This window comes from Oceanipulchritudo coccoides, from assembly GCF_010500615.1.
Taxonomy (GTDB): domain Bacteria; phylum Verrucomicrobiota; class Verrucomicrobiia; order Opitutales; family Oceanipulchritudinaceae; genus Oceanipulchritudo; species Oceanipulchritudo coccoides.
The window spans coordinates 1,048,707-1,073,573 of record NZ_JAAGNX010000002.1 but is presented as its reverse complement, the minus strand read 5'-3'; the positions used below and the strand labels follow the sequence as shown (position 1 = coordinate 1,073,573).

At 56.5% G+C, this 24,867-nt stretch carries 19 protein-coding genes and 1 tRNA gene; 10 read left to right on the top strand and 10 right to left on the bottom strand.

The genetic code is table 11. The annotated features are described in order from the left end of the window. Positions 1–11: 11 nt before the first annotated feature. Together fucP and fucU are read left to right on the top strand one after the other, a co-directional pair. The gene (gene fucP, locus G0Q06_RS10290; protein WP_163965411.1) at positions 12–1,430 is read left to right on the top strand and encodes an L-fucose:H+ symporter permease; all 1,419 of its coding nucleotides are present in this window, start codon (positions 12–14) and stop codon (positions 1,428–1,430) included. A 17-nt stretch (positions 1,431–1,447) separates the two neighbouring features. Further along, a complete protein-coding gene (fucU, locus tag G0Q06_RS10285; protein ID WP_163965409.1) occupies positions 1,448–1,879 on the top strand; it encodes an L-fucose mutarotase in 432 nt (143 codons plus the stop codon). 173 nt (positions 1,880–2,052) lie between these two features. On the opposite strand, the gene G0Q06_RS10280 is transcribed toward fucU, so the two are convergent. Beyond that, entirely contained in the window at positions 2,053–3,324 is a 1,272-nt protein-coding gene (locus G0Q06_RS10280; protein ID WP_275106712.1) for a tagaturonate epimerase family protein, read from the bottom strand. Between the two features lie 103 nt (positions 3,325–3,427). Here G0Q06_RS10280 and G0Q06_RS10275 point away from each other — a divergent pair, with 103 nt between their 5' ends. Both G0Q06_RS10275 and G0Q06_RS10270 read left to right on the top strand, forming a co-directional pair. Beyond that, the gene (locus G0Q06_RS10275; RefSeq protein ID WP_163965404.1) at positions 3,428–4,555 is read left to right on the top strand and encodes an AraC family transcriptional regulator; all 1,128 of its coding nucleotides are present in this window, start codon (positions 3,428–3,430) and stop codon (positions 4,553–4,555) included. Positions 4,556–4,747: 192 nt separating this feature from the next. Then, complete coding sequence (locus tag G0Q06_RS10270; protein WP_163965401.1) at positions 4,748–7,879, top strand: hypothetical protein; 3,132 nt, start codon at positions 4,748–4,750, stop codon at positions 7,877–7,879. Here the strand turns inward: G0Q06_RS10270 and G0Q06_RS10265 are convergent. From G0Q06_RS10265 to G0Q06_RS10240, 6 genes are all read right to left on the bottom strand, one after another. Then, positions 7,868–9,490: a sulfatase family protein gene (locus G0Q06_RS10265; protein ID WP_163965399.1), complete on the bottom strand. Its 1,623-nt coding sequence runs from the start codon at positions 9,488–9,490 to the stop codon at positions 7,868–7,870. The genes G0Q06_RS10270 and G0Q06_RS10265 overlap by 12 nt on opposite strands. Before the next feature lie 62 nt (positions 9,491–9,552). Then, on the bottom strand, positions 9,553–11,634 hold the full coding sequence (locus G0Q06_RS10260; protein WP_163965396.1) for a sulfatase-like hydrolase/transferase: 2,082 nt from the start codon (positions 11,632–11,634) through the stop codon (positions 9,553–9,555). Between the two features lie 166 nt (positions 11,635–11,800). Further along, positions 11,801–11,876 (bottom strand) — tRNA-Ala (locus G0Q06_RS10255). 146 nt (positions 11,877–12,022) lie between these two features. Further along, positions 12,023–12,763: a TonB family protein gene (locus G0Q06_RS10250; RefSeq protein ID WP_163965393.1), complete on the bottom strand. Its 741-nt coding sequence runs from the start codon at positions 12,761–12,763 to the stop codon at positions 12,023–12,025. Further along, the gene (locus tag G0Q06_RS10245) at positions 12,763–13,176 is read right to left on the bottom strand and encodes an ExbD/TolR family protein (RefSeq protein ID WP_163965390.1); all 414 of its coding nucleotides are present in this window, start codon (positions 13,174–13,176) and stop codon (positions 12,763–12,765) included. Before G0Q06_RS10245 ends, G0Q06_RS10250 begins: the two co-directional genes overlap by 1 nt. Before the next feature lie 5 nt (positions 13,177–13,181). Continuing rightward, positions 13,182–13,880: a MotA/TolQ/ExbB proton channel family protein gene (locus G0Q06_RS10240; protein WP_238710482.1), complete on the bottom strand. Its 699-nt coding sequence runs from the start codon at positions 13,878–13,880 to the stop codon at positions 13,182–13,184. A gap of 115 nt (positions 13,881–13,995) precedes the next feature. Between G0Q06_RS10240 and G0Q06_RS10235 the strand changes: the two genes are divergently transcribed. Genes G0Q06_RS10235 through G0Q06_RS10225 form a run of 3 tightly spaced genes read left to right on the top strand, consistent with a single transcriptional unit; the run spans position 13,996 to position 16,743 of the window. After that, positions 13,996–15,123: a PfkB family carbohydrate kinase gene (locus tag G0Q06_RS10235; protein WP_163965387.1), complete on the top strand. Its 1,128-nt coding sequence runs from the start codon at positions 13,996–13,998 to the stop codon at positions 15,121–15,123. 8 nt (positions 15,124–15,131) lie between these two features. After that, positions 15,132–15,779 (top strand): dTMP kinase, encoded by a 648-nt coding sequence (gene tmk / locus G0Q06_RS10230; protein ID WP_163965384.1) that lies wholly within the window; start codon positions 15,132–15,134, stop codon positions 15,777–15,779. After that, positions 15,730–16,743, top strand: coding sequence for a hypothetical protein (locus G0Q06_RS10225; RefSeq protein WP_163965381.1), 1,014 nt, complete (start codon positions 15,730–15,732; stop codon positions 16,741–16,743). Before tmk ends, G0Q06_RS10225 begins: the two co-directional genes overlap by 50 nt. Positions 16,744–16,815: 72 nt before the next feature. Here G0Q06_RS10225 and meaB read toward each other — a convergent pair whose 3' ends face one another. From meaB to G0Q06_RS10210, 3 genes are read right to left on the bottom strand one after another with little or no spacing between them, the layout of a single operon-like run. Beyond that, a complete protein-coding gene (meaB, locus tag G0Q06_RS10220) occupies positions 16,816–17,955 on the bottom strand; it encodes a methylmalonyl Co-A mutase-associated GTPase MeaB (RefSeq protein ID WP_163965378.1) in 1,140 nt (379 codons plus the stop codon). A gap of 20 nt (positions 17,956–17,975) precedes the next feature. Continuing rightward, positions 17,976–20,156, bottom strand: a complete 2,181-nt coding sequence (scpA, locus tag G0Q06_RS10215; protein WP_163965375.1) for a methylmalonyl-CoA mutase — start codon at positions 20,154–20,156, stop codon at positions 17,976–17,978. Positions 20,157–20,186: 30 nt separating this feature from the next. Further along, complete coding sequence (locus G0Q06_RS10210; protein ID WP_163965372.1) at positions 20,187–22,307, bottom strand: acyl-CoA mutase large subunit family protein; 2,121 nt, start codon at positions 22,305–22,307, stop codon at positions 20,187–20,189. A gap of 200 nt (positions 22,308–22,507) precedes the next feature. Here G0Q06_RS10210 and mce point away from each other — a divergent pair, with 200 nt between their 5' ends. Genes mce through G0Q06_RS10195 form a run of 3 tightly spaced genes read left to right on the top strand, consistent with a single transcriptional unit; the run spans position 22,508 to position 24,844 of the window. Next, positions 22,508–22,912: a methylmalonyl-CoA epimerase gene (gene mce, locus G0Q06_RS10205; RefSeq protein ID WP_163965370.1), complete on the top strand. Its 405-nt coding sequence runs from the start codon at positions 22,508–22,510 to the stop codon at positions 22,910–22,912. A gap of 27 nt (positions 22,913–22,939) precedes the next feature. Beyond that, positions 22,940–24,493: an acyl-CoA carboxylase subunit beta gene (locus tag G0Q06_RS10200; protein WP_163965367.1), complete on the top strand. Its 1,554-nt coding sequence runs from the start codon at positions 22,940–22,942 to the stop codon at positions 24,491–24,493. Positions 24,494–24,523: 30 nt separating this feature from the next. Further along, positions 24,524–24,844, top strand: a complete 321-nt coding sequence (locus G0Q06_RS10195) for an OadG family protein (RefSeq protein WP_163965364.1) — start codon at positions 24,524–24,526, stop codon at positions 24,842–24,844. Positions 24,845–24,867 lie beyond the last annotated feature (23 nt).

Below are 24,867 nucleotides of genomic sequence, written 5' to 3'. Positions count from 1 at the left end.
CTCACAAGCGAATGACAGCACACTCCTCACCCTCCACCGACAGTTCCCCTAAAGTTGTCAGCGCAAAATTCCTCTACCCATTCATCCTCGTTACGAGCTTGTTTGCCCTGTGGGGATTTGCCAACGACATCACTAACCCCCTCGTCCGCGCCTTCAAGGAAATCTTCCTGATCAGCAACGCCCAGAGTAGCCTGGTTCAGTGGGCTTTCTATGGTGGTTATGCCACGATGGCCATTCCCGCGGCACTGGTCATCCGCAAGTTGTCCTTCAAGTCGGGAATCATCATCGGGCTCACCCTGTATGCCATCGGTGCGCTCCTGACCATTCCCGCCGCCTCGATGATGTCCTTCAACATCTTCCTGGTTGGCTTTTATGTTTTGACCTTCGGGTTGGCCTTCCTTGAGACCAGCGCCAATCCGTATATCCTCTCCATGGGATCACCGGAAACGGCTACCCGCCGCCTCAACCTTGCCCAGGCCTTCAACCCGATTGGCTCATTGACCGGCATGGCCGTGGCCAGCTTCTTCATTCTCCCCAGCCTGCAGGTGGCCGAGTTTCGCCAGGCCCAGTGGGATGCCCATCCGGAGTATTCAGACATGATGCCGAGCCAGGTGGACGGTCTCATCACGACCGCGCTTGAGACCTTCAAGGCGACGCAACAGGAAGAGCACCTTGCCATGGTGGCACACGATCTGGATGTAGTGAAAATTCCCTACGTCGTCATTGCCTTGATTGTCATCGGGGTGCTGGCCCTGTTTGCCGTTTCCAGGATGCCGGATACCGGGCATGAAGAGGAAAAGATCAAACTGGGTTCATTGATACGCCACCTCTTTGGCAGCTTTCATTATGTCGGGGGCGTAGTTGCCCAGGCATTCTATGTCGGTGCCCAGATCATGTGCTGGACCTTCATCATCCACTACGGGATGACCCTGATCGGCCTGTCAGCGGCGCAGGCCCAGAACTACAACATCCTCGCCATGGGGATTTTTCTGAGCTCACGCTTTATCTGCACCTTCTTCCTGAAGTACATTAATCCGGGATTGCTCCTGGGCATCCTCGCCATCGCGGGTTGCGGGTTGACCCTTGGCGCGATCTTCATCCAGGGGATGGCAGGCCTTTACTGCCTCATCGGGGTCTCCGCCTGTATGTCGCTCATGTTCCCGACAATCTACGGGATCGCCCTCCATGGCCTGACCCCGAACGATGCCAAGCTGGGGTCAGCCGGCCTCATCTTTGCCATCGTTGGTGGCGCTTTCATGCCGCGCATGCAGGGTGCGATGATCGACGGTGACGGGATGACCCTCTTCGGGCAAACTCTGGAGTCGGTCAGGATTTCCTTCTTCCTTCCAGCCGCCTGTTTTGTCGTGGTCGCCATCTACGGTTTCCTGTCCAATACAATTGACCGCAAGGAACGCACCAGCCAAGGATAAGCACAACCCACACGCTCATGCTTAAAGGAATCTCACCCTTGATCAGTCCAGAACTGCTGGCCGTCATGGCCCGCATGGGGCACGGTGACGAGCTCATCCTTGCCGATGCTCATTTCCCCGGGGAGACATTCAATAAGCAGGTCATTCGCGCGGATGGGCTTCGTATTCCGGATTTGCTCGAAGCGATCCTCCCCCTTTTCGAACTGGATGCCTACGTGGACCATCCCCTGGTCATGATGGCAGCTGTCGATGGGGATCAATTGGATCCTGCGGTCGAGGCCGCCTATCTCGAAAAAATTCAGCTCACCAATCCGAAGGTCCCCGCTATCCAGCGGGTCGACCGCTTCGACTTCTATGACCGGGCCAAGTCGGCCTTTGCCGTCGTCATGACGGGTGAAACGGCCAAGTACGGCAACATCCTCCTTAAAAAGGGTGTCACGCCCTGCTGAAGGGCGCGTAGCTGAATTCCGTGGGCGGGATTGCTCTTCGCCATGTCAAGTGTGCCAGGCTGCAGCGCCTCTGCCATGGTTTCCGGATCCTAGAAAAGCGAATATCAGGGAGGCGATGGCCAGTCCAACAAGGCGCCCAAAGGAGAAAGAGGAGGTGGTTTTTTTCATGGGGCCTATTCGGGGAATACTTTCAGGATGTGCCGCTGAAACAGGTTGTGATGCACCCGCCGATTGATGATGCCGGCGTTCTCGTCCAGCAGGCTGTAGTAGCCGTCGCCCGCTTTGCTGGCAAGCTTGAAGGCGACATGGAAAAACTGCCGCAGGCTGGAGTTGAACAGCGGGTTTTCCTGATCGTGTTCCACCATGGCGACAAGGTCCTCGCTCTTCCAGCCCCTCGCGACTTTCACGGATGGTAACTGGCTCCGATCAATGTACAACACCGTCGAATACGGGGCTGTCAGGGCGTCATAATGGTCCAGCGCATCGATGTAGAGTTCCTTGACGAAGTCAAATCCGGCACCTCCAGCCTCGGCCAGCCCGATCACTTCCTCCAGCCAGGTTGTCCCTGCTGTCTTCATGTGCAGGCCGGCATTGTGCTTTGTCACTATGTCCTTGATAATTGGATACAGACTGAACTTGTCGCTTCCTGAATGGACGCTCAGCTTCAAAGAGGAGGGAAGACCAAAGTTTTTTATGGCATATGCCAAGACAAGGACATCCGACTCGAACTCCACCGTGAACTGCTCCAGGTCGCCGACATAGTCCACTCCCTTGTTGAAACGGCCGGTGAACTTCGGGGCAATGGTCTGCGCGGGGATATTTTCCAAAGCCAGCAGGCGGAGAATGCCCAGCAGTTCCTTGGGGCCCTGGGGAGTTTCGGTCTCGTCCATCGAAATCTCCACCGCAAAGTCCCCATCCGGGCGGGCGGCGGCAATCTTTTCATACAGGGCCTTTGCCGCCTCGATGGCCGCGCCATATGCCTCCAACAAGGCGGAAGCACTTTCCGGATCAAAGGAGACCGTCTCCATGCCCTCCACGGAGACCGACCCAAGTGCTTCAAGGGTCTGCCGGTAGCGGTCGGCGTTGTCCACGCTCCTCGGCGGCTTGCCGAGGCTGTCGGCGATATCGAGGGTGAAGAAGTCACTACAAGCGATAAAGTCGTCCACGGTCTCGATCGTGATATGATCAGCATCAACGAAGTACGGCCCGTCGTAATCGAGTGCCCTTACTGCTGCGTCCGCCTCATTACGAAGGCTCTGCGGCTCCGTTCCGATGAGGGTATGCTCACGCTTGCTCTTGTTCCACACCGGGGCCACGTCCATGCCCAGTGCCCGTGCGTCCAGAACAGACCGCAGCTGCGCTTCTCCCTGACGGCCAAATCGGTCGCCCATGCCAAAGGTGAATCTCGGTAATTGCTTCATTTGTCTTGGATGTAAATTTCTCAAGCAGGGCCGCAGCCTAGCACCTTTACCTGGATACTACACTATGCATAAATTTATAATTTCTTGCACATTCCGATAACTCACCCAACCCTTGTCCAGCAACCCGATGTCGCGCCAAAGAAAAGTCCTGATGCTGCAAGGGAGCTACAATCCCTCCATCCACAAGGGAATTGCCCAGGCGGCGAGGGCGTTCAATTGGCACCTTGACATCAGTTTGATGAGGTCATCACGCCTGCCCAAGCATTGGGAAGGCGACGGTATCATCTGCAATCTGAATCAGGAGGAACGCTTCGCGAACTTCATCCGGCGCAATCCCCTCCCCTGTGTCGACACATCGATCTGGCGCAGCGACCTCAAGATGCCGCGGGTCTCCACCAGCAATAGCCGTATCGGACAGCTGGCTGCCCGTCACTTCATCGAGCAGGGGCACCGCAATTTTGCCTGGTATGCCTTTCACAAGACCCCATGGGGGGAACTTCGCTTCGAGGCCTTCCGGGAAGTCCTGGGGCAAAGCGGATTGGAGGCTGTACGCCTCGACAGGGGCTTGACCCAGAACACGGAACATATCCGCCGGCAGCTGCGCCAACTCCCCCGCCCAACCGCCATCTTCACGCAGAACGACTTTGATGCAGCCTGGCTGCTGAACCGCTGCCTTGACGAAGGTTGGCAGGTCCCGGATGACTTCGCCATTCTCGGGGTCGATAACAACCCACTCATCTGCCAACTGCAGCCGATTCCACTCTCCAGCGTCAGCAAGGATTCCGCCATTATCGGTTATTCCGGATGCCGCCTGCTGCAGCGCCTCATGGAGGGCAAACCCGTCTCCAACAAAATCCACTACATTGAACCGGAAAGGGTTATAGTCCGAGCCAGTACAGAAACCTTGGCTATCGCCGATCCTCTCGTGCGCAAAGCGATGCAATACATGAACGACAACCTGCGTCACAGTTTCGGGGTTGAGCAGCTTGCCGCCCATTGTGGAACCCATCGCCTCCAACTGGAAAAGCAGTTCAAGAATGCCTTGCGGACCACTGCGCACCAGAAGTTGATTGAACTGCGTATCAAGAAGGCCGAATCCCTCCTCCTGACAACCCGCGACAGCGTCGAGCAGATCGCCAACCTGACCGGGTTTTGTCACGCCCCCCACCTGACCCGTGTCTTCAAGAACCACTTTGGCCTGCCGCCACACAAATATCGTCGAGCCCATGCCACACCAGTGCAGGCTTTTTTTTAAGTAGGCAGATCCGGTCGGGATTGAACCAACCTCCTCAACAAGGCCATAGCGGCAAGATCACTAGGGGCGGATAAGGTTTCCGCCCAGTCCGGCGAGTCATGGGGCCTGCCCTCACAGGGGTTTTGGAATAAAAATTCGCGAAATTGATATTCCCCAGTACCGTCCCTAATGAATCTTACTGGAAAACAAACTATGGAATCATCTCCCTGTCGCATTCTCTTTAAGCTCGTACTTCTGGTGTATATCGCCAGCGCCACGCCCGCAAGGGCGGATCTCGATATCGGAGGCATCCTGAGGATCGAGAGCCCCATCACCTTGGTGGATACAGGCACCCAGGAAGTCGGGGCGGCCGCGGGAATGACCGTATTCATCGGGGAAGGCGATGCGATTCTGCCCGACAGCAGCATCAACCCGCTCGCGAGGGGATTGCTCATCACGGATGCAGTCGTGGGTGTCGTGAAAGTAGGATCCGATTACGCAGTCGTGGCAACGGGCTCAGGATCGATAATTGGCGCAAGCGGGGTGGTCCTTTCGGGGCCCATCCAGGCACGGGTCAACATGCTTCAGACGGCGGTGAGTAAAATCATTTCCGTGGAAGGAAGTGTTCCCCCAGACTTCATCAATCTTGACTTTGATCCCTCTGAAGTGGCCTCGCCCTCAGGCGATCCATTCCAGGAAATCCTCGGCAACAGCGTGGGGATCGGTGTGATCGGCCAGACCATCTTTGGCGATCTTAGCGTGCGCAAACTTTCCCTGAACCGGAACAGCACGATTGAGGGGGCCCTGAACTTTGGAATCTTCAATGCAATCACGAACTTGGGGAATGAGGTCACCGATATTGTCACCCTGAGCGATGTTTCCGGTGACCTACTCATCATGTCGGACGGTACAGCAGGAGTGCTTGCCGGCCTGTTCTCTTCACCCGCTCTCTCGAGCGCGGGTGACTTCTTCCTGCAGGTCAATACAACCAGTCAACAGGTGAATCAGGATTATGAAATTGATGGGGAACTACGGACGGTTGTCGCCGAGGCCGGTCCAAGCGTTTCGGTCATCAGCCAGGGGGCCTTCCTCAATATCGCGGGTCAAAACTTGGCTGGTGATTTCAAATTCCAGCAGGATCCAAGCGGTAATGTCGTTGGCCAGGCGTCTTCGGTCATCAGCATTCTCGGTGACGGTATAACCGAGCTTCTTACACTGTTCGACGGCAGTGGGATCATGCTTTTGACCCCGGACGGGACAGGGGTTGATATAGAGGGGCCGGTGGCGTTTGCAGATTCAGGGATTTCCGCATCCAGTAATTTTCACCTGCTGATCAACAGTACGGGATCCGAGATCGACCAAACGATCAATATCGGCGGAATCAGTCAGCAATTATCTCTCAGCGCGGGCATCGTGTTGATGCAAGCCTCTAATGCACAGCTCGCGGTCCTCGATTCCCAGCTTGTCGGGGATTTCCAGTTTTTGCAGATAATAAGTGGACAACTCCAAGGCCTTCTGGCCAACGGAGCGCTGTTGCTCAATGACGGAACGGGCACCGCGCTGACCGTCGCGAGCGGATCTGGTTTGGTCTTCATGAACAGCTCGGGAACAGGAATGCAGTTTGTCGGCGATGTTTCTATTAACGATCCGGAAGTTTCCACCTCCGAATCCTTTCTCGTTTCAGTGAACACGGGCACATCGTCGATTAATGAAACCCTGTCTATTTCCGGTGAGCTCATTCTGCTGGATCTTCCCGCCGGGCCGTATTTGCGGGTTGAAGGCATCGATAGTTCACTCGTCATTTCCGGACAGACACTGACAGGTAATTTTTTGTTTGAGCAGCAGACCGGTGCCCCTGTTCTGGTCATTGTAACGAACGGATCTTACGCGCAAGGGGGCAGTGTCATCAGCCTATCAAATGCCGAGGGCCCACTGCTCTTGTTCAGTAATGGAATTGCCGGAGAGCTGAGTGGATTAACCAGCCTGTCAGTGCCAGGTATGACAGTCGGTTCTAATTTTATCTTTCAGGTCAACACAACAGGCCAGGCCGTGGACGAAATCGTGGATCTGGGATTCTCCACAATCGCCATTTCCCTTCCTGCCGGTCCGTTCATCCGGTTGATTGGCGTGGATGCATTGGTCTCAATTGCCGGCCTGGACTTGGCCGGGAATTTTATTTTCGAGCAGGTTTCCGAACTACTGGTTAATCTGAGCGCTTCCTCCGTCTCCTTCAGCATGGGCGGTGGCGTGTTGACGGCCTCTGATTGCATCGGGCTGCTTGAAATTGATTCAACCGGAGCAGCCGGGGCCTTGGCATTACCCTTCACGATACTCAACGCCCCGAGTATCAGCCTTTCGGGAACTGCCGAGCTTGCCCTCTTTAATACCCGCCCCACAGCGGTCAACGGGGACTTTGACCTGGGCGGAACAATAGTGAGCCTTTTTCTTCCGAGCGGTTCCTACTCCAGAATCCCCTATCCCGGAGCCATTGTTTCACTGAATCGACTCATTGTCGGGGGTCTGCCGGCAACCATTGTCGGGGATTTGTTTTTCGAGCCGTTCGGCGGACTTGCCCGACTTCGAATTGAAAACGGGAATAGTTCCACCAGCAGCCCGTCCTTGTCATTGGACACCGGCGGCGGGGACATCCTGTTGACTGAGGGAGGGCTTCAAGTGGTGCTTCCCGAGCCAATCATCGATTACGGAATCAGCCTGAACGAATCAGTGACTGTAACCGGCGGAGACTTTGCCACCAGTTCCCCAGTATCGCTCCGCATTCATCCGGGTGCGCTCCAAACCGGTGATATCACGCTGATCGATTTCTCTCTCGCGACAAGTTCCGTCAATGCCGCGGACTTTGGCGTCTCCCCCGCCCTTCCAAGCGGATTCAACCTCACGGTGAGCGGCGGTGAGCTACTGCTCTCCAGTGCGGTCAAGCCCGATGCGGACGACGATGGATTGAGCGATGCATGGGAGAGCACCTACGGACCGGATGACACAAGCCTTTCCCCAACGGACAACAGTGACGGCGACGACCTGGACGCGCTTGCTGAATTTGCCCTTGGGCTGAATCCGACCATCAGTGATTCTCCCGAGTTGATCCCTTCCTTCACGATGCTTGGCGGACAGGAATACCTGAGCCTTACCTATCCTCGAAACGTCGATGCGATTGGCCTTGTTGGTATTTTCACCGAGCGCTCAACCGATTTGGGCAACACCGATCCATGGTCGATTGATGACACGGTATTTGAGAGCAGCACCTCCAGCGAGGTAACGGATCGCTCCATCTTCCCACTTGTCAGCGATAGCAAGGAATTCCTGAGGTTGAGATTTTTAAAGCCCTGATTCAGCGGGCATCACCAGCTCTTCCCAGCGGGCCCGATCCCAGACTGGCGGAGGTGGCAGATCCTTCGCAAATTCCATATAGGCCTTTGTCAAACGAGCGGCGATGTCAGGAAATTCCTCGTAGAGATTATTCTGTTCAAGCGGATCGTCCTTTATGTTGAACAAGCCGTAGGCGGCATCTTCCCCGTCGGGCAGACTCCGCATGAGCCCGGGGACGAGCTTTCCGACATACCGGAGCACCCAGTCCCCTTCGACAATGACCCACGAGCCGGGCGAGAGATCGCGGCGTTGCTCGGCATTGCCAATTACATCATGACTGGAGTAGCCCCATGCCGCAGCGTGGATGCCGGTAAAGTAAAGGCGCTCATGTAGCGGTGTTTTGAGATCCTTCAACAACGGCAGGAGACTGGTACCGTCGATATCTCCGGGAACCGGAACCCCGATGGCGTCCAACGCGGTTGGCAGGACATCCATCACCGAGACGGCTTGGGTGACATGATGGGCACCCTTGATTTTATCAGGCCAGACCATGAGCATTGGAACGCGGATGCCGCCAAGGAACATCTGCCCCTTGTGACCGCGATGCGGACCATTGCCAGGGATCAGACTGAGGTCACCGTCACCCACGTTACAGGTGGCACCATTGTCGGCCGTGAAGAAGAGGATGGTGTTTTCCCATTCCCCACGCCCCTTGAGCATTTCCGAAATCCGTTGGATCGACCGGTCGACCGCGTAGATGTGGGAATAGAAACGGTCCACCAGTGCGGATCCGGTATCAAACCGGCTGGCATACGTTTCCGGCGCATCAACATCGAGCGGTTTGTGCGCGGTGTGTAGCGCCAACTCCACCATAAACGGCTCGCCGGCGTCCAGGGATCCCTTCATGAAGGCGATTGCCTTGTCGGTAAACAGGTCCGTGTTGTACTGGTTCTGCTTACCCGTGAATTCCCGGTCTTCCCAGATAAGTCTGGAACCGTAGAAGGGGCATTCCCACAGATTGTAGAAATAGGCGTAATCAAAGCCGTGGTTGAGTGGATGGTCCTGTTCGCGCGCCGATCCCATGTATCCACTTTCCAATACATCCTGATAGCTTCCCCCTGCGGCAAGGACTTTCTCGCGCAGGCTTTCCACGTGCCTGCCAAGGTGCCACTTGCCAATCATCCCCGTCCGGTACCCGCTTCCCTTGAACAACCCGACAAGGCTCTTTCCCTCGGGCAGCCCCAATTCATTCACATCAATGTTCCGGTAACCACCAAACCGGATCGGATTAATCCCCGTGACAAGTCCCTGCCGGGCCGGCGAACAAAGGTTGCTTGCCGAAAAGGCCCGCGTGAAGACCAACCCGTTTTCGCTCAGGCTGTCCATGAAGGGCATCGCACGACGGGAGGCCTCAAGGGCCACTTGTGGGTCATAGGCCGCATCCCCGAGGGTTTCCGTGAAGGCGAGCAATCCGGGGTCCACATTCTCCAGCTCAAGCTGCCGCGCCACCGGGGCAAATTGTCCAAGCCCGTAATCGTCCATCAGGACAACTACAACATTCGGCTGCCGGGATTCTCCCATCAGGGATGTCAGAAGAAGGCATGTGCAAATCAGGATAAGGGGGGTTTTCATTCCAATCATCTCCATTTTTCCAGCAGAAACACGCTTTCACTGCAAATTTTAGTGGTCAGCATTCACCGAAGCGGCAGAAAGCTCCGGTCGGCCTTTTCGGGGTACCGGATCCTGAAAAAGATGGGCAGTGCCGAATCCCAGGTCATGGACCAGTTGGTCGCCAGTTCCGGGATTGTCTCGAGCAGGCTCCAGGAACCCTGAAGGTCTGTGGATGTGTCAATATCGTAGGCGGCAAAGTCCGTCAGGTTTTCCGCTGAAAACAACAAGTTTGGTTCGACCTTGAGCCTGGCCGCGGGCACGGGGACCGGGATTGGAGTCTTCGTGGCTTCGTCGCTGAAATCAGCGGAGGGGGTTGACCGAGGACTGTAGGAATTGTTGTGGGCGTTATACCATGCGTTCATGGCATCGATGCGTGCCTTGTGGGGATGGCTTTCGGGAATGTCCCCGAAGCTCGAAAAGCCTTCGATCAAATTGTCGGACTGGTCCAGGTCAGTTGCCAGGTCGTACAGTTCAATCGGACTCGTCCGCTTTAAAAACCATTTTCCTTCCGCATCGTTCATGCGGACCGCCCGCTGGTTATTGTTATGGAAGAAATAATGATGAATCGTGCGAACGGGTGCCTCCAGATCGGGTTGCCCGGAAAAGACCAAGGGGAGCAAGCTCGCTGAATCGTAATTCTGGTCATCCGGCAATGCACCGCCCGTCAGGTCAACCATACTCGCCACCCAATCGATCACCGACACCAATTGATCAGAGGATTTCCCCGGAGGAATAACAGATCCCGGTTCTGTTCCATCGCCCCACTTCCAGATGAAGGGCACGCGATGTCCCCCTTCGTAAACGGATCCCTTGTTCCCGCGAAAAGGCCCGTTCGGCCATTGGCCGGCGTCAACCATGCCATCACCCCCATTGCCGTTGATGCCCGGATAGCCGCCATTGTCGCTGGAGACAATGATGAGGGTGTTGTCCGCAATGCCAAGAGCTTCCAGCTTGTCAAGCAGACGTCCCAGCTGCTGGTCGAGGTCGTAAATAAAATCTGCCCGGGAACCGAGGCCGGTCGCTCCTGCAGCCTCGATGCCGCTGCTCGATGGCGTGTGGGGAACATGGATGGCCGGGGCGGCATAGTACACCAGGAAGGGTTTATCCACATGGTTGGCCTCATGGTCAGCGATGAACTCTGCTGCGAAGTGGCTCAGGATCACACCGTGTTCGCTTGTATCAAATTCAGAATCGCCGTAGCCGTCCTGAATCATCTCCCCGTTGCCGACCAGGTCCCCGTCAAGAAAGTGCTGGAGGATTGAATATCCTGAAACATCCACACCGTCGATATCATAAGCGAAAGAGCTGATTGGACGGTACAAGTCATTCTCAAAGTAGGCATAGACGGGGCCCTGGATACCGTCGGGAGTCGCAAAGGTGTAATCAAATCCGTGGTCAAGGAGCCCGTTGCGGAACTGCCGCGTGTAATCGATTTGGTCAAGGTCGGCGTTTGAGGGCCGGATAATGGCTCCAGCGGAATCAAAGAAGTCCCCGCCGAAGTGCATCTTCCCGAAGAAGGCCGTCCGGTAACCAGCCTCTTGCAAGATCGTCCCAACCGTCCTGTGCGGATTGTCGATGCGGTCGTCCACCGCATCTCCGTAATGAAAGGCCGTGTTGCTGTCACGATCCCAGGTTCCCCACGGACGGGAGCGGTGCGTGTAGTTACCGGTCATTACACAAAAGCGGTTGGGTGCGCAAAGGGCAGCCGGTAACTGGGCATCGGTAAAGATCATCCCCTCGTCGCACAATCGATTCATGTTCGGTGTTGGGACCGGTGCCACAGAGGGCTGGTTCACCCCGTCCGCATAGTGCTCATGATACCGGCCCACATCCGCCCAGCCAATATCATCGGCAAAAAAGAAAATGACATTCGGCAGCGACTCCCCCGCCCGGTCGGCGACAATGGCATTGGTTAATCCCAACAGGCCACATAACAGGCAGACCAGTTGTTGTAATCTACCATCTCGGGGGAACTTGGAATACGACCGAAGCATGCCGGCATCATTTCCATCAATCAGCCAAGGAACAAGCTGAAAACAGGGGCAGGAAACTCTAACAACTACCACCTCCGCGTCATCCTGTTGCGCAGGAGCTTCACAGGGCACGGTTGCTCAGTGTGGATGATCCTTTAAACAACAGGCCGGAGGCCTATTACACATCATGACCCATCAAAATAATACGCACTCCCCACTTTTTGTTGTAGACCCACTTTTTGTTGTAGACCCGGATGGCTTGCCATCCGAAGCTCCGGGCGAAGCGAGGAGCGAAGGATGGTGGAGCCGATCGGGATCGAACCGACGACCTCCACAATGCCATTGTGGCGCTCTCCCAATTGAGCTACGGCCCCATCAAAGAAGAAAACAGCAAAGAGGGGCGGGAAGTGGCGTCAACAGCAAATTTAATAAACAAACTGGCAGCTTAGATGAGTCGGGCCTTCAGGCCCGGTTCCACTTGCTTGACCGGGCCTGAAGGCCCGACTCATTGGAGCAGTTCCTACTCCGACCTGAAGACCAGTGAGAAAGTATAGTCCCGGTTGCCCGGGGGCGGGCCGGGAGAGCGTGCGGTCTGGAGGGTGCGGAGGACGGAACGGTCAAAAGCCGCGTTGCCGGAGGACCGATGGATCTGGGCACTGGAAAGCAAACCGCCTGCCGTGATTGTGAAGTAAGCTTCCGCCTCAAGGTTGGAGCCAGAGGGCTCAAAGGCCTGCTGGATGCGTTGGCGGAGGGCGGAAAGATAGCGCTGCAGGGCATCGGAGCTCTCGATCTGGCTCAGGTCAACGCCTTGGATTTTAATGGGCGAAAGCTGCTTCTCGAGCCGCGCCCGGACATCGGTCTCAATTTCCGGCACGTTGCGGACGGGTTTCGGTTTGGGCTTCTGAACACGCTGAACACGTTCCGGCAGGTCGCGGTTCTTGGCCCAGTCCTCGTAGGAAAGTTTTTTGACCGGCTCCGGCTCGGGCTCAGGCTCGGGTTCGGGCTCAGGCAGATCCGGCACCTCGGGAACCGGCTTGATCGGATCGGGCTGATCGACCTTCAGTGGCTCGAGGGGGACATCGGGGAGATCATCCATGGGCGCCTCATTGACCTGCGGGGACGCGGCCGCGACCAGCTCGAAGACGACAGGCTCCGGCTTCTTCATCCAGGATTCGATAAAGATAAACAAAAAGGCGGCCCCGACCAAGGCAACATGCACCATGACCGAGATGACCATTGATTGCTTGGTCTGTCGTTCCATCAGCGGGCGCGTGTCTCGAGGCTGATCTTGCTCAGGCCAGCCCCCTTGACCAGATCCAGCAAGTCGACAACCCGCTGGTAGGGCAGACCGGCATCCGCACGGATCTGCACGACCGGAGGCTCATCCGTGTCCGCGACAAGAACGAGACGTGACTGCATTTCGTTGTCCCCGACTGCCTGATCACCCCAGAAAAACTGTCCCTGCGGATCGATGGACAACATCAGTGGCTCTATTGGCTCACTGGGTTGCGGGCGGGCGGATTCCGTCGGGACGCGGATATCGATTGTCTGCTGAAGCAGGGGCGCCGTGATCATGAAGATGATCAACAAGGCAAAAGCGAGGTCGATCAACGGGGTCACGTTGAGCTCCGACATGGCCTCGAGCGGCTTGCGGCGATGAAATTTACGGGCCATCCAGATCAGTCGCTTGATTCAATTTCAATGCGGTCCGCCAGCAGGCTGGCAAAATTTTCCAGATCGGTAATGAGCAGCTTCACCTGCGTCAGGAGATAATTATAGCCAAATACCGAGGGAATCGCGACGAGCAGGCCCATGACAGTCGTCAAAAGAGCACCGGAAACCCCCGGGGCGAGCGTAGCGATACTGGCACCCTCCGAGCCAGCGATGGCACCAAAAGCGTCCATTACCCCCCAGACTGTTCCGAGAAGTCCGAGGAACGGAGCACCCGAAACAATGGAACCGAGCAGGGTCATGCGGCTTTCATAGCGCAACTGTGACCAAGCCACGGCCCGCTGCAGGGAATTCTCCACATGGGCGATCGCGTTGCGGCTCTTGGCGCTCGTGTGATAGGCCTTCAACCCTTCGCGCCCCAGGTGTGCATACGGTCCTTTGGCCTCTGGCAGTTTGGGATCAATGGTGAGGATACGCTCGGTGGCATCCAGTCGCATTTGGAAGCCGCGGTTCTGGTCACGAAACTTGGCCAGCTCCATATATTTGCCAACCATGACCGTCCAGGCCACCATGCTGAAGACACCCAGCAGCATGACAATCGCCTTCCCGGCGAGGTTGGCTTGTGCGAAGGCCTGAATCATGCCCAGATTGGGCGACTCGACCAGCGGCGTGAAAACATCAAAGATAAACATCGGTAGGGAAATCATTTGAAGCAGTCCGAGGGGCCGCAATTGAAAAGTCCCCCTCACCCGCATTTTTCTCGACAAGGCCAGTGGCGATGCGGTCCAATGGTCCTTTTCCAAAATAGAGATTATTCCACGAATGAATGCCAAGAATATCCTGAACGAGCTGTCTGAAAAGATGGCCACTGCCTCCACAAAATCGGCTATCGTCGGCCTGGACGGATTTGTCGACAAGATCATCAAGCCGGTCGACAGCCGCTTCGGACAGGGTGCCGATTTTGAGCCGATCCCGACCATTGAAGCGTTCGGGCAACGCATCATCGATGCCGCTGGAGAGTCGGCCAATATCGAGCTGTACGAGGAATATGAAAAGCTTGGTGGTAACGGTCCCATCATGGCCAATGCGCTTGTTGCCGATGGCTTGAAGGTCCAATACATCGGTGCCCTTGGCCAGCCAATGGAAGCGGTCTTCGAGGAATTTGCCAAAAATACAAACGCCGTCAGCATCTGTGCTCCCGGCATTACGCACGCTCTCGAGTTTACCGACGGGAAGATCATGCTTGGATCGATGAAGGGCCTCGATGACCTTACCTTGGACCGTATTCTTGAAGTGATGGGAGAAGGGGCTTTCATCGACGCTGTAAACCGCGCCGATCTCATCGCCCTCGTCAACTGGACCATGATCCCCAACATGACCGCCATTTTCGAGGGCCTCCTCACTCGCGTCCTGCCAAACCTTGGCCCGAAGGAATCCGGCCGCTGGTTTTACTTTGACCTGGCCGATCCGGCCAAACGCTCCCGTGGTGATTTGAAGGAAGTGCTCAATGTCATTTCAAAGTTCCGCTCGCACGGCTCAGTCACCCTCGGCCTGAATCTCTCCGAAGCAAAGCAGGTATGCGATGTCTTCGAACTCGGCAGCGTCGAGGAGGAGGCGGACTCGCTCAAGTCCGGCGCCACCCGGATTCGCAACGCCCTCAACCTTCCCTGCGTGGTCATTCATCCACGGTCGGGGGCCGCCTGCGCCACGCGGGATGGTGCATGGTATGTCGAGGGGCCCTTCTGCAAGTCCCCAAAAATTTCCACGGGGGCCGGAGACCATTTTAATTCGGGATTTGCCGCGGCCGAGGTCATTGGCCTTTCGCCTGAGGCCTGCCTGATGGTCGCCGTGGCCACCAGCGGTCAGTATGTCCGCACAGGCCGCAGCCCCTCACTGAGGGAAACCGCTCGCTTCATCGAAAGCTGGACCTCCGGCTCATTATCTGATTAATTAAAAGCATGACAGAGAACGACGACACACGGGGATTTCTCATCTCATTTGAAGGATCCGAGGGCAGCGGAAAGTCCACCCAGATCAGCCGCATTGCCGACCGTTTTGAAGATGCCGGATATGAGGTTATTGTGACTCGCGAACCGGGTGGAACACCGATCGGTGAAGAGATCCGGCACACGCTCATGCACGCAGCCGAGGGGCATAACATGATGCCCGAAACGGAGCTGCTACTCTTTGCCGCGAGTCGCGCCCAGCTGGTGCGCGAAGTCATTCTCCCCGCCGTGGAAGCCGGCAAGATCGTCCTTTGTGACCGATTCATGGATTCGACAACGGTCTATCAGGGGGTTGCCCGCAATATCCAGTCGGAGCCGGTCCATATGATCAACACCTTTGCCGTTGGGGAAACCAAGCCAGATGTCACCGTGGTCATTGACCTTGATGCGGAAGTCGGCCTGCAGCGGGTGAAGCACCGGGCCAACGACTTGCCCGACCGGATGGAAAAGGAGAACATTGAGTTTTACCAGAAGGTGCGCAACGGGTACCTCATGCTGGCCAAGGCCATGCCGGAACGCTTTATCGTTGTTGATGGCGAATTGCATCGGGATGAGCTGGAAAACGCCATCTGGAAGCAACTCCGCCAGCGCGTCATCTAACATGTCGGGCCTGAGCCAGCTACCAGCTGAAATCCGCGCCCTCCGGCCGGTCAAGACCCTCGAGGCCAATTTCGAAAAGGGCCGGTTGGCTCACGCAATTCTCCTCAAGGGAGATGATCTGGTGCTGCTTGAAAGCGTGGCCCAAGCACTTGCCGGAACCATTTTGAAAGCAAAGGGCAAGACGGACTCGCACGCCGACTACTTCACGCTGCGCCCGTCGAAAAAATCCCGCCGGATCATTGTCGGGGAACGTGGCAAGGACGAGCCCAACACAATGCGGCATCTCATCCGCCAACTGAACCAGACCTCCAACCAGGGCGGCTACAAGGTGGCGGTGGTATACGAAGCTGACCGCTTGAATCCACAGGCCGCCAACGCATTTCTGAAAACGCTGGAAGAACCTCCGCCGCAAACCTTGATCCTCCTGCTGAGCACCCGGCCCTATGATATCATCGAGACCATTCGCTCACGGTCATTCCAATTTAAGATTCCCAGCCAGTTAAGCCGCAAACGGGACGAAGACTGGACCCAGTGGATTTCCGATTACGGCAACTGGATTAAATGGCTCCATGCCGATTCCGCCTCCGCCCGCGCCGAGCCCGACCGGGCAATCCTGCAAGCGTATGGCCTGCTCTCGCGCTTTGTCGACAAGGTGGAGGCAAGCTCTGAAGCCTCATGGAAGGAGCAGGCCGATTCCATCCCTGAACACCTATCGGATGAAGAGCTGGATGCCATGAAAGTGGGTCTGCAAAAAGGCATTCGCGACAAGCTTCTTATCGACATTGAAGAAGCGACACGCCTTGCGGCCATCGAGCTGAGCCACGAAGTCCCCTTCCCTGCCGACGCATTGACCCAGGCCATTGCCGCCTTGGAATCCTGCATGGGCCTGCTCGCCCTCAACATGAAGGACGATGCCGCCCTTGAGGGATTCTTCCTCCGTTCCCTGAAAATCTGGACGGTCTAGAACACCGCAAGAAAGCCGCCATGAGTCGGGCCTTCAGGCCCGGTTACGCCTCCTGTCAACCTTCAGGCCCGGTTACCGGTCCAACCGGACCCAATGTTCAATCAAGTCCTCGACAGCCTTCACCGGAGGCACTTCCCCCCGTGCCACGGCAGCCGACAAATCCTGTAGCCGTCCGTGCATGACCGTGTTTGCGAGAAAGCGTTGCCGCAGAGCCTCGTTCAAGAGCTCGTGCATCCAGTCAAGGTTCTGGGTTTGTCGTCGTTTTTCAAATACACCATTCGCCTGGACAGTCTCCTTGAAGAGTTGAATTTTCTCCCACAGCTCGGGAATCCCCTCTTTGGTAAGCGCTGATGCCATGTAGGCTTTTGTCTTCCAACCTTCCGTGCATGGGTGCAGGAAACTGAGGACGCGGTTGTATTCCGCCTTCGCCATGCGCGCCTTGCGGACGTTGTCGCCGTCGGCCTTGTTCACGACAATGGCGTCGGCCAATTCGATAACGCCCTTCTTGATGCCCTGCAGCTCATCCCCCGCGCCGGAAATCATGACAAGCAGGAAGAAGTCGACCATCGATCGCACGGTGACTTCGCTCTGACCGACCCCGACCGTCTCCAGAAGAATGACATCAAACCCGAAGGCCTCACACAGAAGCAGCGTCTCGCGCGTCTTTCGGGCCACCCCGCCAAGGCAACCACCCGTCGGGGACGGACGCACAAAGGCGGACTTGTGGCCCAGAAGCTTTTCCATCCGTGTCTTGTCACCGAGAATGCTTCCCTTGGTGACCGAACTGGACGGATCCACCGCAAGGACCGCGACTTTAAACCCTTTCTCGCACAGCATGGCACCAAGGGTATCAATCATCGTGGACTTGCCTGCGCCGGGCACGCCCGTGATGCCGACCCGAAGCGACTTGCCGGTTTCCGGCATCAAGCGGTCGAGCAATTCCTGCGCGAGGGCCTGATGGGCGGGCGCATTGCTTTCGACCAGCGTTATGGCGCGGGCCAGAAGCGTCCGGTCACCTGAACGGATCCCGATTTCAAGCTCATCTACCGATAACTGCCGGCGCTTCGCAGGTGGCTTGGAGGAAATACTCGGAAGACTGCCGGGCATGCCGTCATGACCTCCCTCAACACCTTTCATGACGTTCGAAGCAAACCCCTCGCCACCTTCGGCAGGTGCCCACTCGGGTCGCTTTCGTTCATCACTTTCTGTCATCAGAAACCAAACCCCTGCCCCTATTCAACCTGCCCTTCCAGCAGGCTCAGGAGCTTGCGGGCAGACTCGGTGATAATTGTCCCCGGGCCAAAGATCGCCGAGGCGCCTTTGGCGTAGAGATCATCATAATCCTGTGCGGGGATAACGCCCCCAGCCACGACAAGAATATCCTCTCGTCCATGGGAAGCCAGTGCAGCCACCAGCTTGGGCAAAAGTGTCTTGTGGCCAGCCGCCAGTGAGCTCATCGCCACGATGTGGACGTCATTCTCAACGGCTTGGGCTGCTGTTTCCTCCGGTGTTTGGAACAAAGCCCCGATATCCACGTCGAATCCGAGGTCGGCATAAGCGGTTGCCACGACCTTGGCTCCCCGGTCGTGCCCGTCCTGCCCCATCTTCGCAACCATGATACGTGGGCGACGGCCTTCCTTTTCAGCAAAGGCGTCGGCACGTGCGCGGATCTTCTCCACCTCGTCCTTGTCACCGTATTCACTACTGTACACACCACTAATCGAACGAATTACAGCCTGATGGCGACCATAGACTTTCTCAAGGGCGTCAGAAATTTCCCCAAGGGAGGCCCGGGCCTGCGTTGCCTCAATGGCCACTTGGAGCAGATTCTCGTCCGTCTCCCCGGCTGCAGCCTTGGTCAGGCGCTCAAGCGTCTGGCGACAAGCCGATTCATCCCGCTCTTCACGGAGCTTGGCCAGCCGCTTTAATTGCGACTCGCGAACAGCTGTGTTGTCGACATCAAGAATCTCAAGCGGGTCCTCTTTCTCGAGGCGGTACTTGTTCACCCCGACAATGGTTTCACGGCCGCTGTCAATGCGTGCCTGGCGCCGGGCCGCCGCTTCCTCAATACGCATTTTCGGAAGCCCTGTCTCAATGGCCTTGGCCATTCCACCGAGCTCCTCGACTTCCTGTATGTGAGCCCACGCGCGTTCCTTCAGGGCATGCGTGAGCGCTTCGACATAATAACTGCCACCCCACGGATCAATGACTTTGCAAATCCCCGTTTCGTCCTGCAGGAAGAGCTGCGTGTTACGCGCAATCCTGGCAGAGAAATCGGTCGGCAAGGCGATCGCCTCATCCAAGGCGTTGGTGTGCAAGCTCTGGGTGTGTCCCATTGCGGCCGCCATGGCCTCGACGCATGTCCGTGTGACGTTGTTGTACGGGTCCTGCTCAGTGAGGCTCCATCCACTGGTCTGCGAGTGCGTCCGCAGGGCCAACGACTTCGGGTTCCTGGGATTGAATTGGTTCACCAACTTGGACCAGATGAGGCGCGCCGCGCGCATCTTGGCCACTTCCATGAAGTAGTTCTTCCCTTGTGCCCAGAAAAAGCTCAAGCGTGGGGCGAAGGCATCAATGTCAATGCCGGCGTCAATGCCCGTGCGCAGATACTCCAGGCCGTCGGCAAGGGTGTAGGCCATCTCAAGGTCGGCAGTCGCTCCCGCTTCCTGCATGTGATAACCGGAAATGGAGATCGAGTTGAACTTGGGCATCTTCTGGGAAGTGAACTCAAAGATGTCCGCAATGATTTTCATGCTCGGAATGGGCGGATAGATGTAGGTGTTCCGCACCATGTATTCCTTGAGAATGTCATTCTGGATCGTTCCCGCTAGCTCCTCCAGCTTCGCACCCTGCTCGAGCGCGGCCACAATGTAAAAGGCCATGATCGGCAGAACGGCGCCGTTCATCGTCATGGAAACGGAGACCTTGTTCAGTGGAATGCGGTCAAACAGGACCTGCATGTCCAGTATCGAATCAATCGCTACACCGGCTTTCCCGACGTCCCCGACAACACGCTCATGGTCGCTGTCGTATCCGCGGTGGGTTGCAAGGTCAAATGCCACGGAGAGCCCCGTCTGCCCGGCGGCAAGATTCCGGCGATAAAAGGCGTTGGATTCCTCAGCCGTGGAAAACCCCGCATACTGACGAACCGTCCATGGGCGGAAGACATACATGGTGGCGTAAGGCCCGCGCAGGAACGGGGCCACGCCCGCCTGGTAGTCAAGGTGTTCCATGCCGGCAAGGTCTTCCTTGCTGTACAATGGCTTCACCGGGATTTGTTCCATGGTGTCCCAGACATGATCCTCGGCGCGTTTGCCGGTCTTCTTCTCAAGGGCCGCTTTCCAGTCTGCGTACCCCTTACCGCTGCTGTCCGCTCGGTAGTCTAACTTTGTAAAATCGGGTGTTGTCGTCATTTTTTGGTGACAGTTGATGGTTGAAATTCCTTAAAGGCTCGCTCCCATTGATTCGAGAAGCGCACGATTGAAACTGTAGTTATTTACGCGGATGTTCACGAAGTCGTCCACTCCGGCGGCCCGCCACTTTTCCTCGTTGTCACCAGGCGCCCCGGCAACCAGAATCTTTATCCCGGCGTCCAGTTCACTAATGGCTGCAGCGAGAGCTTCCACCGTGGTGGAATAGGTCTCATCGTCTGAAGTGATGATTGCCGCCTTGGCCCCGCTTTCCTTGAGCGCGGCAACCGCCGTGTCAATGTCCGCGTAATCGTCCTCGTTGAGCAACTCAAACCCAGCCACCTGAAAGAAGGAGCTGGTCCAGTCTGCCCGGATACGGTAACGCCGGGAAGGTCCCATGTTCAATTGATGGATGCGGGCTGGACGACCAGCCTCTGCCAGCTCGCGCGCGGCGAGCCGGAGATTCTCATACTCCTCCGCGGCCCGCTTGAACCCGATCGGGTTGGCCTTGATATCGGATTGGCCTAACTCCAGGGCGGCCATCAGCTCCTGCACGGTTGCCCCGGCACGGGCAGCCTCGACCAGTGACTCTATCCGGGAGCCGGATTTGCCACAATTTGCAAGGGCTTCCTGAACGGCCTTGTCGTCACGGCTGGACTTCCAGGTATCAACTGTCGCGATTCTTTCGATACGGACTGCCTCGTAATCAATTTCCCTGCCACCGAGCAACTTCTCACTCGCATTGGGATAGGAATTGGTCCCGACGATGACATCCTTGCGACGCTGGATATTCTTGATCTTGGCCGCGTAGACCTGGGCAACATCTTCCTGCAAGGTGCCACTTTCCAAGGCGGCGAGAATTCCCCCAGCGGCTTCGATTGCCTGGAATTGTTTCCATGCGGCAGCGGCCATCTCGTCCGTGATGGTCTCCACGGCGTAGGATCCACCAGCTGGATCAATCACATTGGTCAAACCACACTCCTCTGCGAGGATCGCGTGCGTGTTGCGGGCAATGCGCCGGGAAAACCCGTCGCTTTCCCGGATAATCTCGTCAAAGGGAGCGACGTGCAGGCTGTCACATCCACCCACTACAGCGGAGAATGCCTCCGTCGTCGTGCGCAGCATGTTCACATATGGATCAAAGCGGGTCTTGTTCCACAAGCCGGTGCGGGCGTGCAAGTGCACCTTGCGCTCCGCTTCCGACACTCCATAAGCCTCCAGAATCCGTGTCCAGAGAAGCCGCAGGGCACGCAACTTGCCAATCTCGATAAAGTAATTCCCACCGATGGAGACGGATAACCGCATCCTCGGAACCACCAGCTCAGCCGGGACTCCCCGTTGCGCGAGCTCCTTGAGGCAATTGGCACCAGCCGCAAGGACGGCGGCCAATTCCTGAGCGGAGCTGGCCCCGCCATTATGAAAGGCATGGCCCTGGATATCGAGAATCTGCAACTGCGGCAGCCTCTTCGCCGCGGCCTGTATCAACTCGGCCATGACATCAAAAACTTTTTCCTTTTCACCGGGAAGGGCACCCGTTTCGGCCAACCAGGCCGCCGGATCCATTCCGAGGCAACCGCGGACTTCTTCAGGATTTGTTCCCGATTCGCGAACCCACTCGTCAAGCAGTGCGTAGATCGCCGGTGCAGCCGCACCACTCTGCAGGTTGAGGGAGATCATTTCCGGATGAATCCCTTCCAGAAGCACTTTCAAATCCCCGAGCGCGGAGAGCGATACCCCGCAGACACCGACAGAAGAGGTTTCTGCGGACGCATCCTGCCCTTCGCGTGTCGGACGGTCGAACCAGACGTTCAACTCGTTCTGCCCATTCTCCAGCTCGTGCCGGGCAATCGTGTTCAATTCCTTGGCCGTCGGCGCGGAAAGTTCCTGCGAAATCAGCCACCCGGCATCCACATAGCCTTCCAGCCGGCTGCCTCGGACCTGGCTGCCCGTTCCGGGTGTGTCTCCCAGATGCGGGAAATCAGCCATCGTTTCCCGCATGTAGATCGGTTGAAGGTCAAACCCTTCATACGTCGGCGTGATCAGCGTTTTTTCGAAAGGCCGCCCCTTTAACAGTTTGACAGCCGCTTCCTTCCATTCCTCGTAGGTCTGCGAAGGAAACTCGCTCAGAAGACGGGTTGTCTTGTCGGATTCCATTTTACCAGTTGCGTTGAGTTATATTTTGAATTGTGAAGTATTAATGTGGTTGGCTATTAAGGCGACTTCCAACGGTTTTAAAGGGCAAATTGATTAATTTATCTAATACTACAAGAAATTTCGTTAAGTTTTGTTAATTTTATACTTGTCCCAATCGAGAAGAATCAGATAGAAAATAAAGACAATCAATAAACAAGAAAATGATACAACAAATCGACCATATTGGCATAGCGGTTAAATCCCTTGAAGAGGGCGTCAGTTACTACGAAAAGACCCTCGGGCTGAAATGTGAAAGCATCGAGGAAGTGGCCTCCCAAAAGGTGAAGACAGCCTTCTTCCATGTCGGGGAAGTGCATATTGAGTTACTGGAAGCGACCGATCCGGAGAGTCCGATCGCCAAATTCCTGGAAAAGAACGGGGAAGGCGTGCATCACATTGCTTTTCGCACGGACAACATCACGGAACAGCTGGGATCAGCGGCCGCTGCAGGTGCCCGTTTAATCCATGAAGTGCCTTTTGAGGGGGCAGCGAACAAATTGGTAGCATTCCTGCATCCAAAATCGACGCACGGCGTCCTGACTGAATTCTGCGCCAACAAGGAATAATCACTTTATCTGAAGGAAATCGATAAGATGCCCATTGACCCACAATTACTGAAAGACCTGCACAAGCGCCGGGAAACCGCGCTCCTCGGAGGCGGCGAAGAAAAAATGGCCAAGCGGAAGGAAAAAGGCCTTCTGCCCGCGCGAGAACGGCTCCTGGAACTGTTTGACGAGGATACCTTCCAGGAATTTGGCATGCACGCCAAGCATTCCTGCAAGAGCTTCGGAATGGAAAAGAAAAAGATGCCCGGCGACGGTGTGGTCACGGGAACGGGTTATGTCGACGGACGTCCGGTTGCCGCGTACGCACACGACTTCACGGTTGGTGGCGGGGCGCTTGGCCGGATCCATGCCAAGAAAGTCTGCGACCTGATTGATTACGCGATCAAGGCGGGAATTCCCGTGGTCGGGGTGAATGACTCTGGCGGGGCCCGCATCCAGGAAGGGGTGGATTCACTTTCCGGATATGGCGAAATCTTCTACCGCAATGTCCAGTGTTCCGGGCTTATTCCGCAGATTGCGATCATTGCCGGCCCCTGTGCCGGTGGGGCAGCATACTCCCCCGCCCTGATGGATTTCCTCATCATGACCCGCAAGAACGCCAACATGTTCATCTGCGGGCCTCAGGTGATTGAGGCGGCCACCGGCGAAAAGGCTGAGCTGGCACAATTTGCCACGGCCGACGCCCACGCCAGCGTGAGCGGTAATATTCATCTCATTGCCGAGGACGATGCCCATGCGATTGAGCTTGCGCAAACCCTCCTCTCCTATCTCCCGGCCAACAATATTGACGATGCGCCTCACCACTTGCGGGAAACCATGAGTCTGGACCCGATCAAGCGCTTCAATGACCTTGTGCCGGCTGATCCAAAGAGCCCCTTTGATGTGCACGAAGTCATCGATGTACTGGCCGATGAGGAGACCTTCTTTGAAATCATGCCTGATTTCGCCAAGAATCTCGTCACGGGGTTTGCCCGCATTGACGGGGCCGTCGTGGGGATCGTGGCCAATCAACCCAATGTCAAGGCAGGCTGCCTCGATATCGATGCCTCCGACAAGGGCGCACGGTTTGTCCGCGTCTGTAACATCTATTCAATTCCCATTGTCACGCTGGTCGATGTGCCCGGATTTTTCCCGGGTCTTGAACAGGAACGCCGGGGAATCATCCGCCACGGGGCCAAGATGCTCTTCGCCTACGCCTCGGCAACAGTCCCGAAGATCACCGTGATCATGCGGAAGGCTTACGGCGGGGCTTACCTGGCCATGTGTAGTGCCGACTTGGGCGCGGATCTGGTCTTTGCCTGGCCCACGGCGGAAATCGCCGTCATGGGGGCCGAAGGAGCGGTGAACATTGTCTTCGGCAAGGAACTCAAGGCCTCCGACAACCCGGCCGCCAAGCGGGCTGAGCTGATTGATTCCTACCGGGATGAATTTGCTTCACCTTACCAGGCGGCTGCCAACGCTTTTATCACGGATGTGATTGAGCCGGCGCAAACGCGGTCCTGTGTCTCACTTGGTTTACACAGCCTGCTTTCCAAGCGCGAAACCCGGCCACCGAAGAAACACGGAAATATTCCGCTTTAATTTAAGAAACGCATCCGTATAAGGAAACGCATGCCAATTGCAGCAACCCATCCCTTCATCAGTTCGCTTGAGCACATTCTCGGCTTTTTGGTCGTCCTGATTGCCCTCATGCTTCTGTGGGGCCTCACCGTCCTGCTCGGAGTGATCTTCAAACGGAGTCCGCAACCGGATCCAGTCTCGATTTCCGGACCGGCCGAAGAAATCGATGAAGAGGAGGTAGCGGCAATCGCAGCAGTGGTGTCATGCCTGATGGGACGCCGATCACGGATCGTTTCCATTCGCTCAGCGGCCACCAAGGATTGGAACCGCGAGGGGCGCCGGGAACACTTTGCATCACATAAAATCCGCTAAAATTTTAGAACCACCTTTTCGAA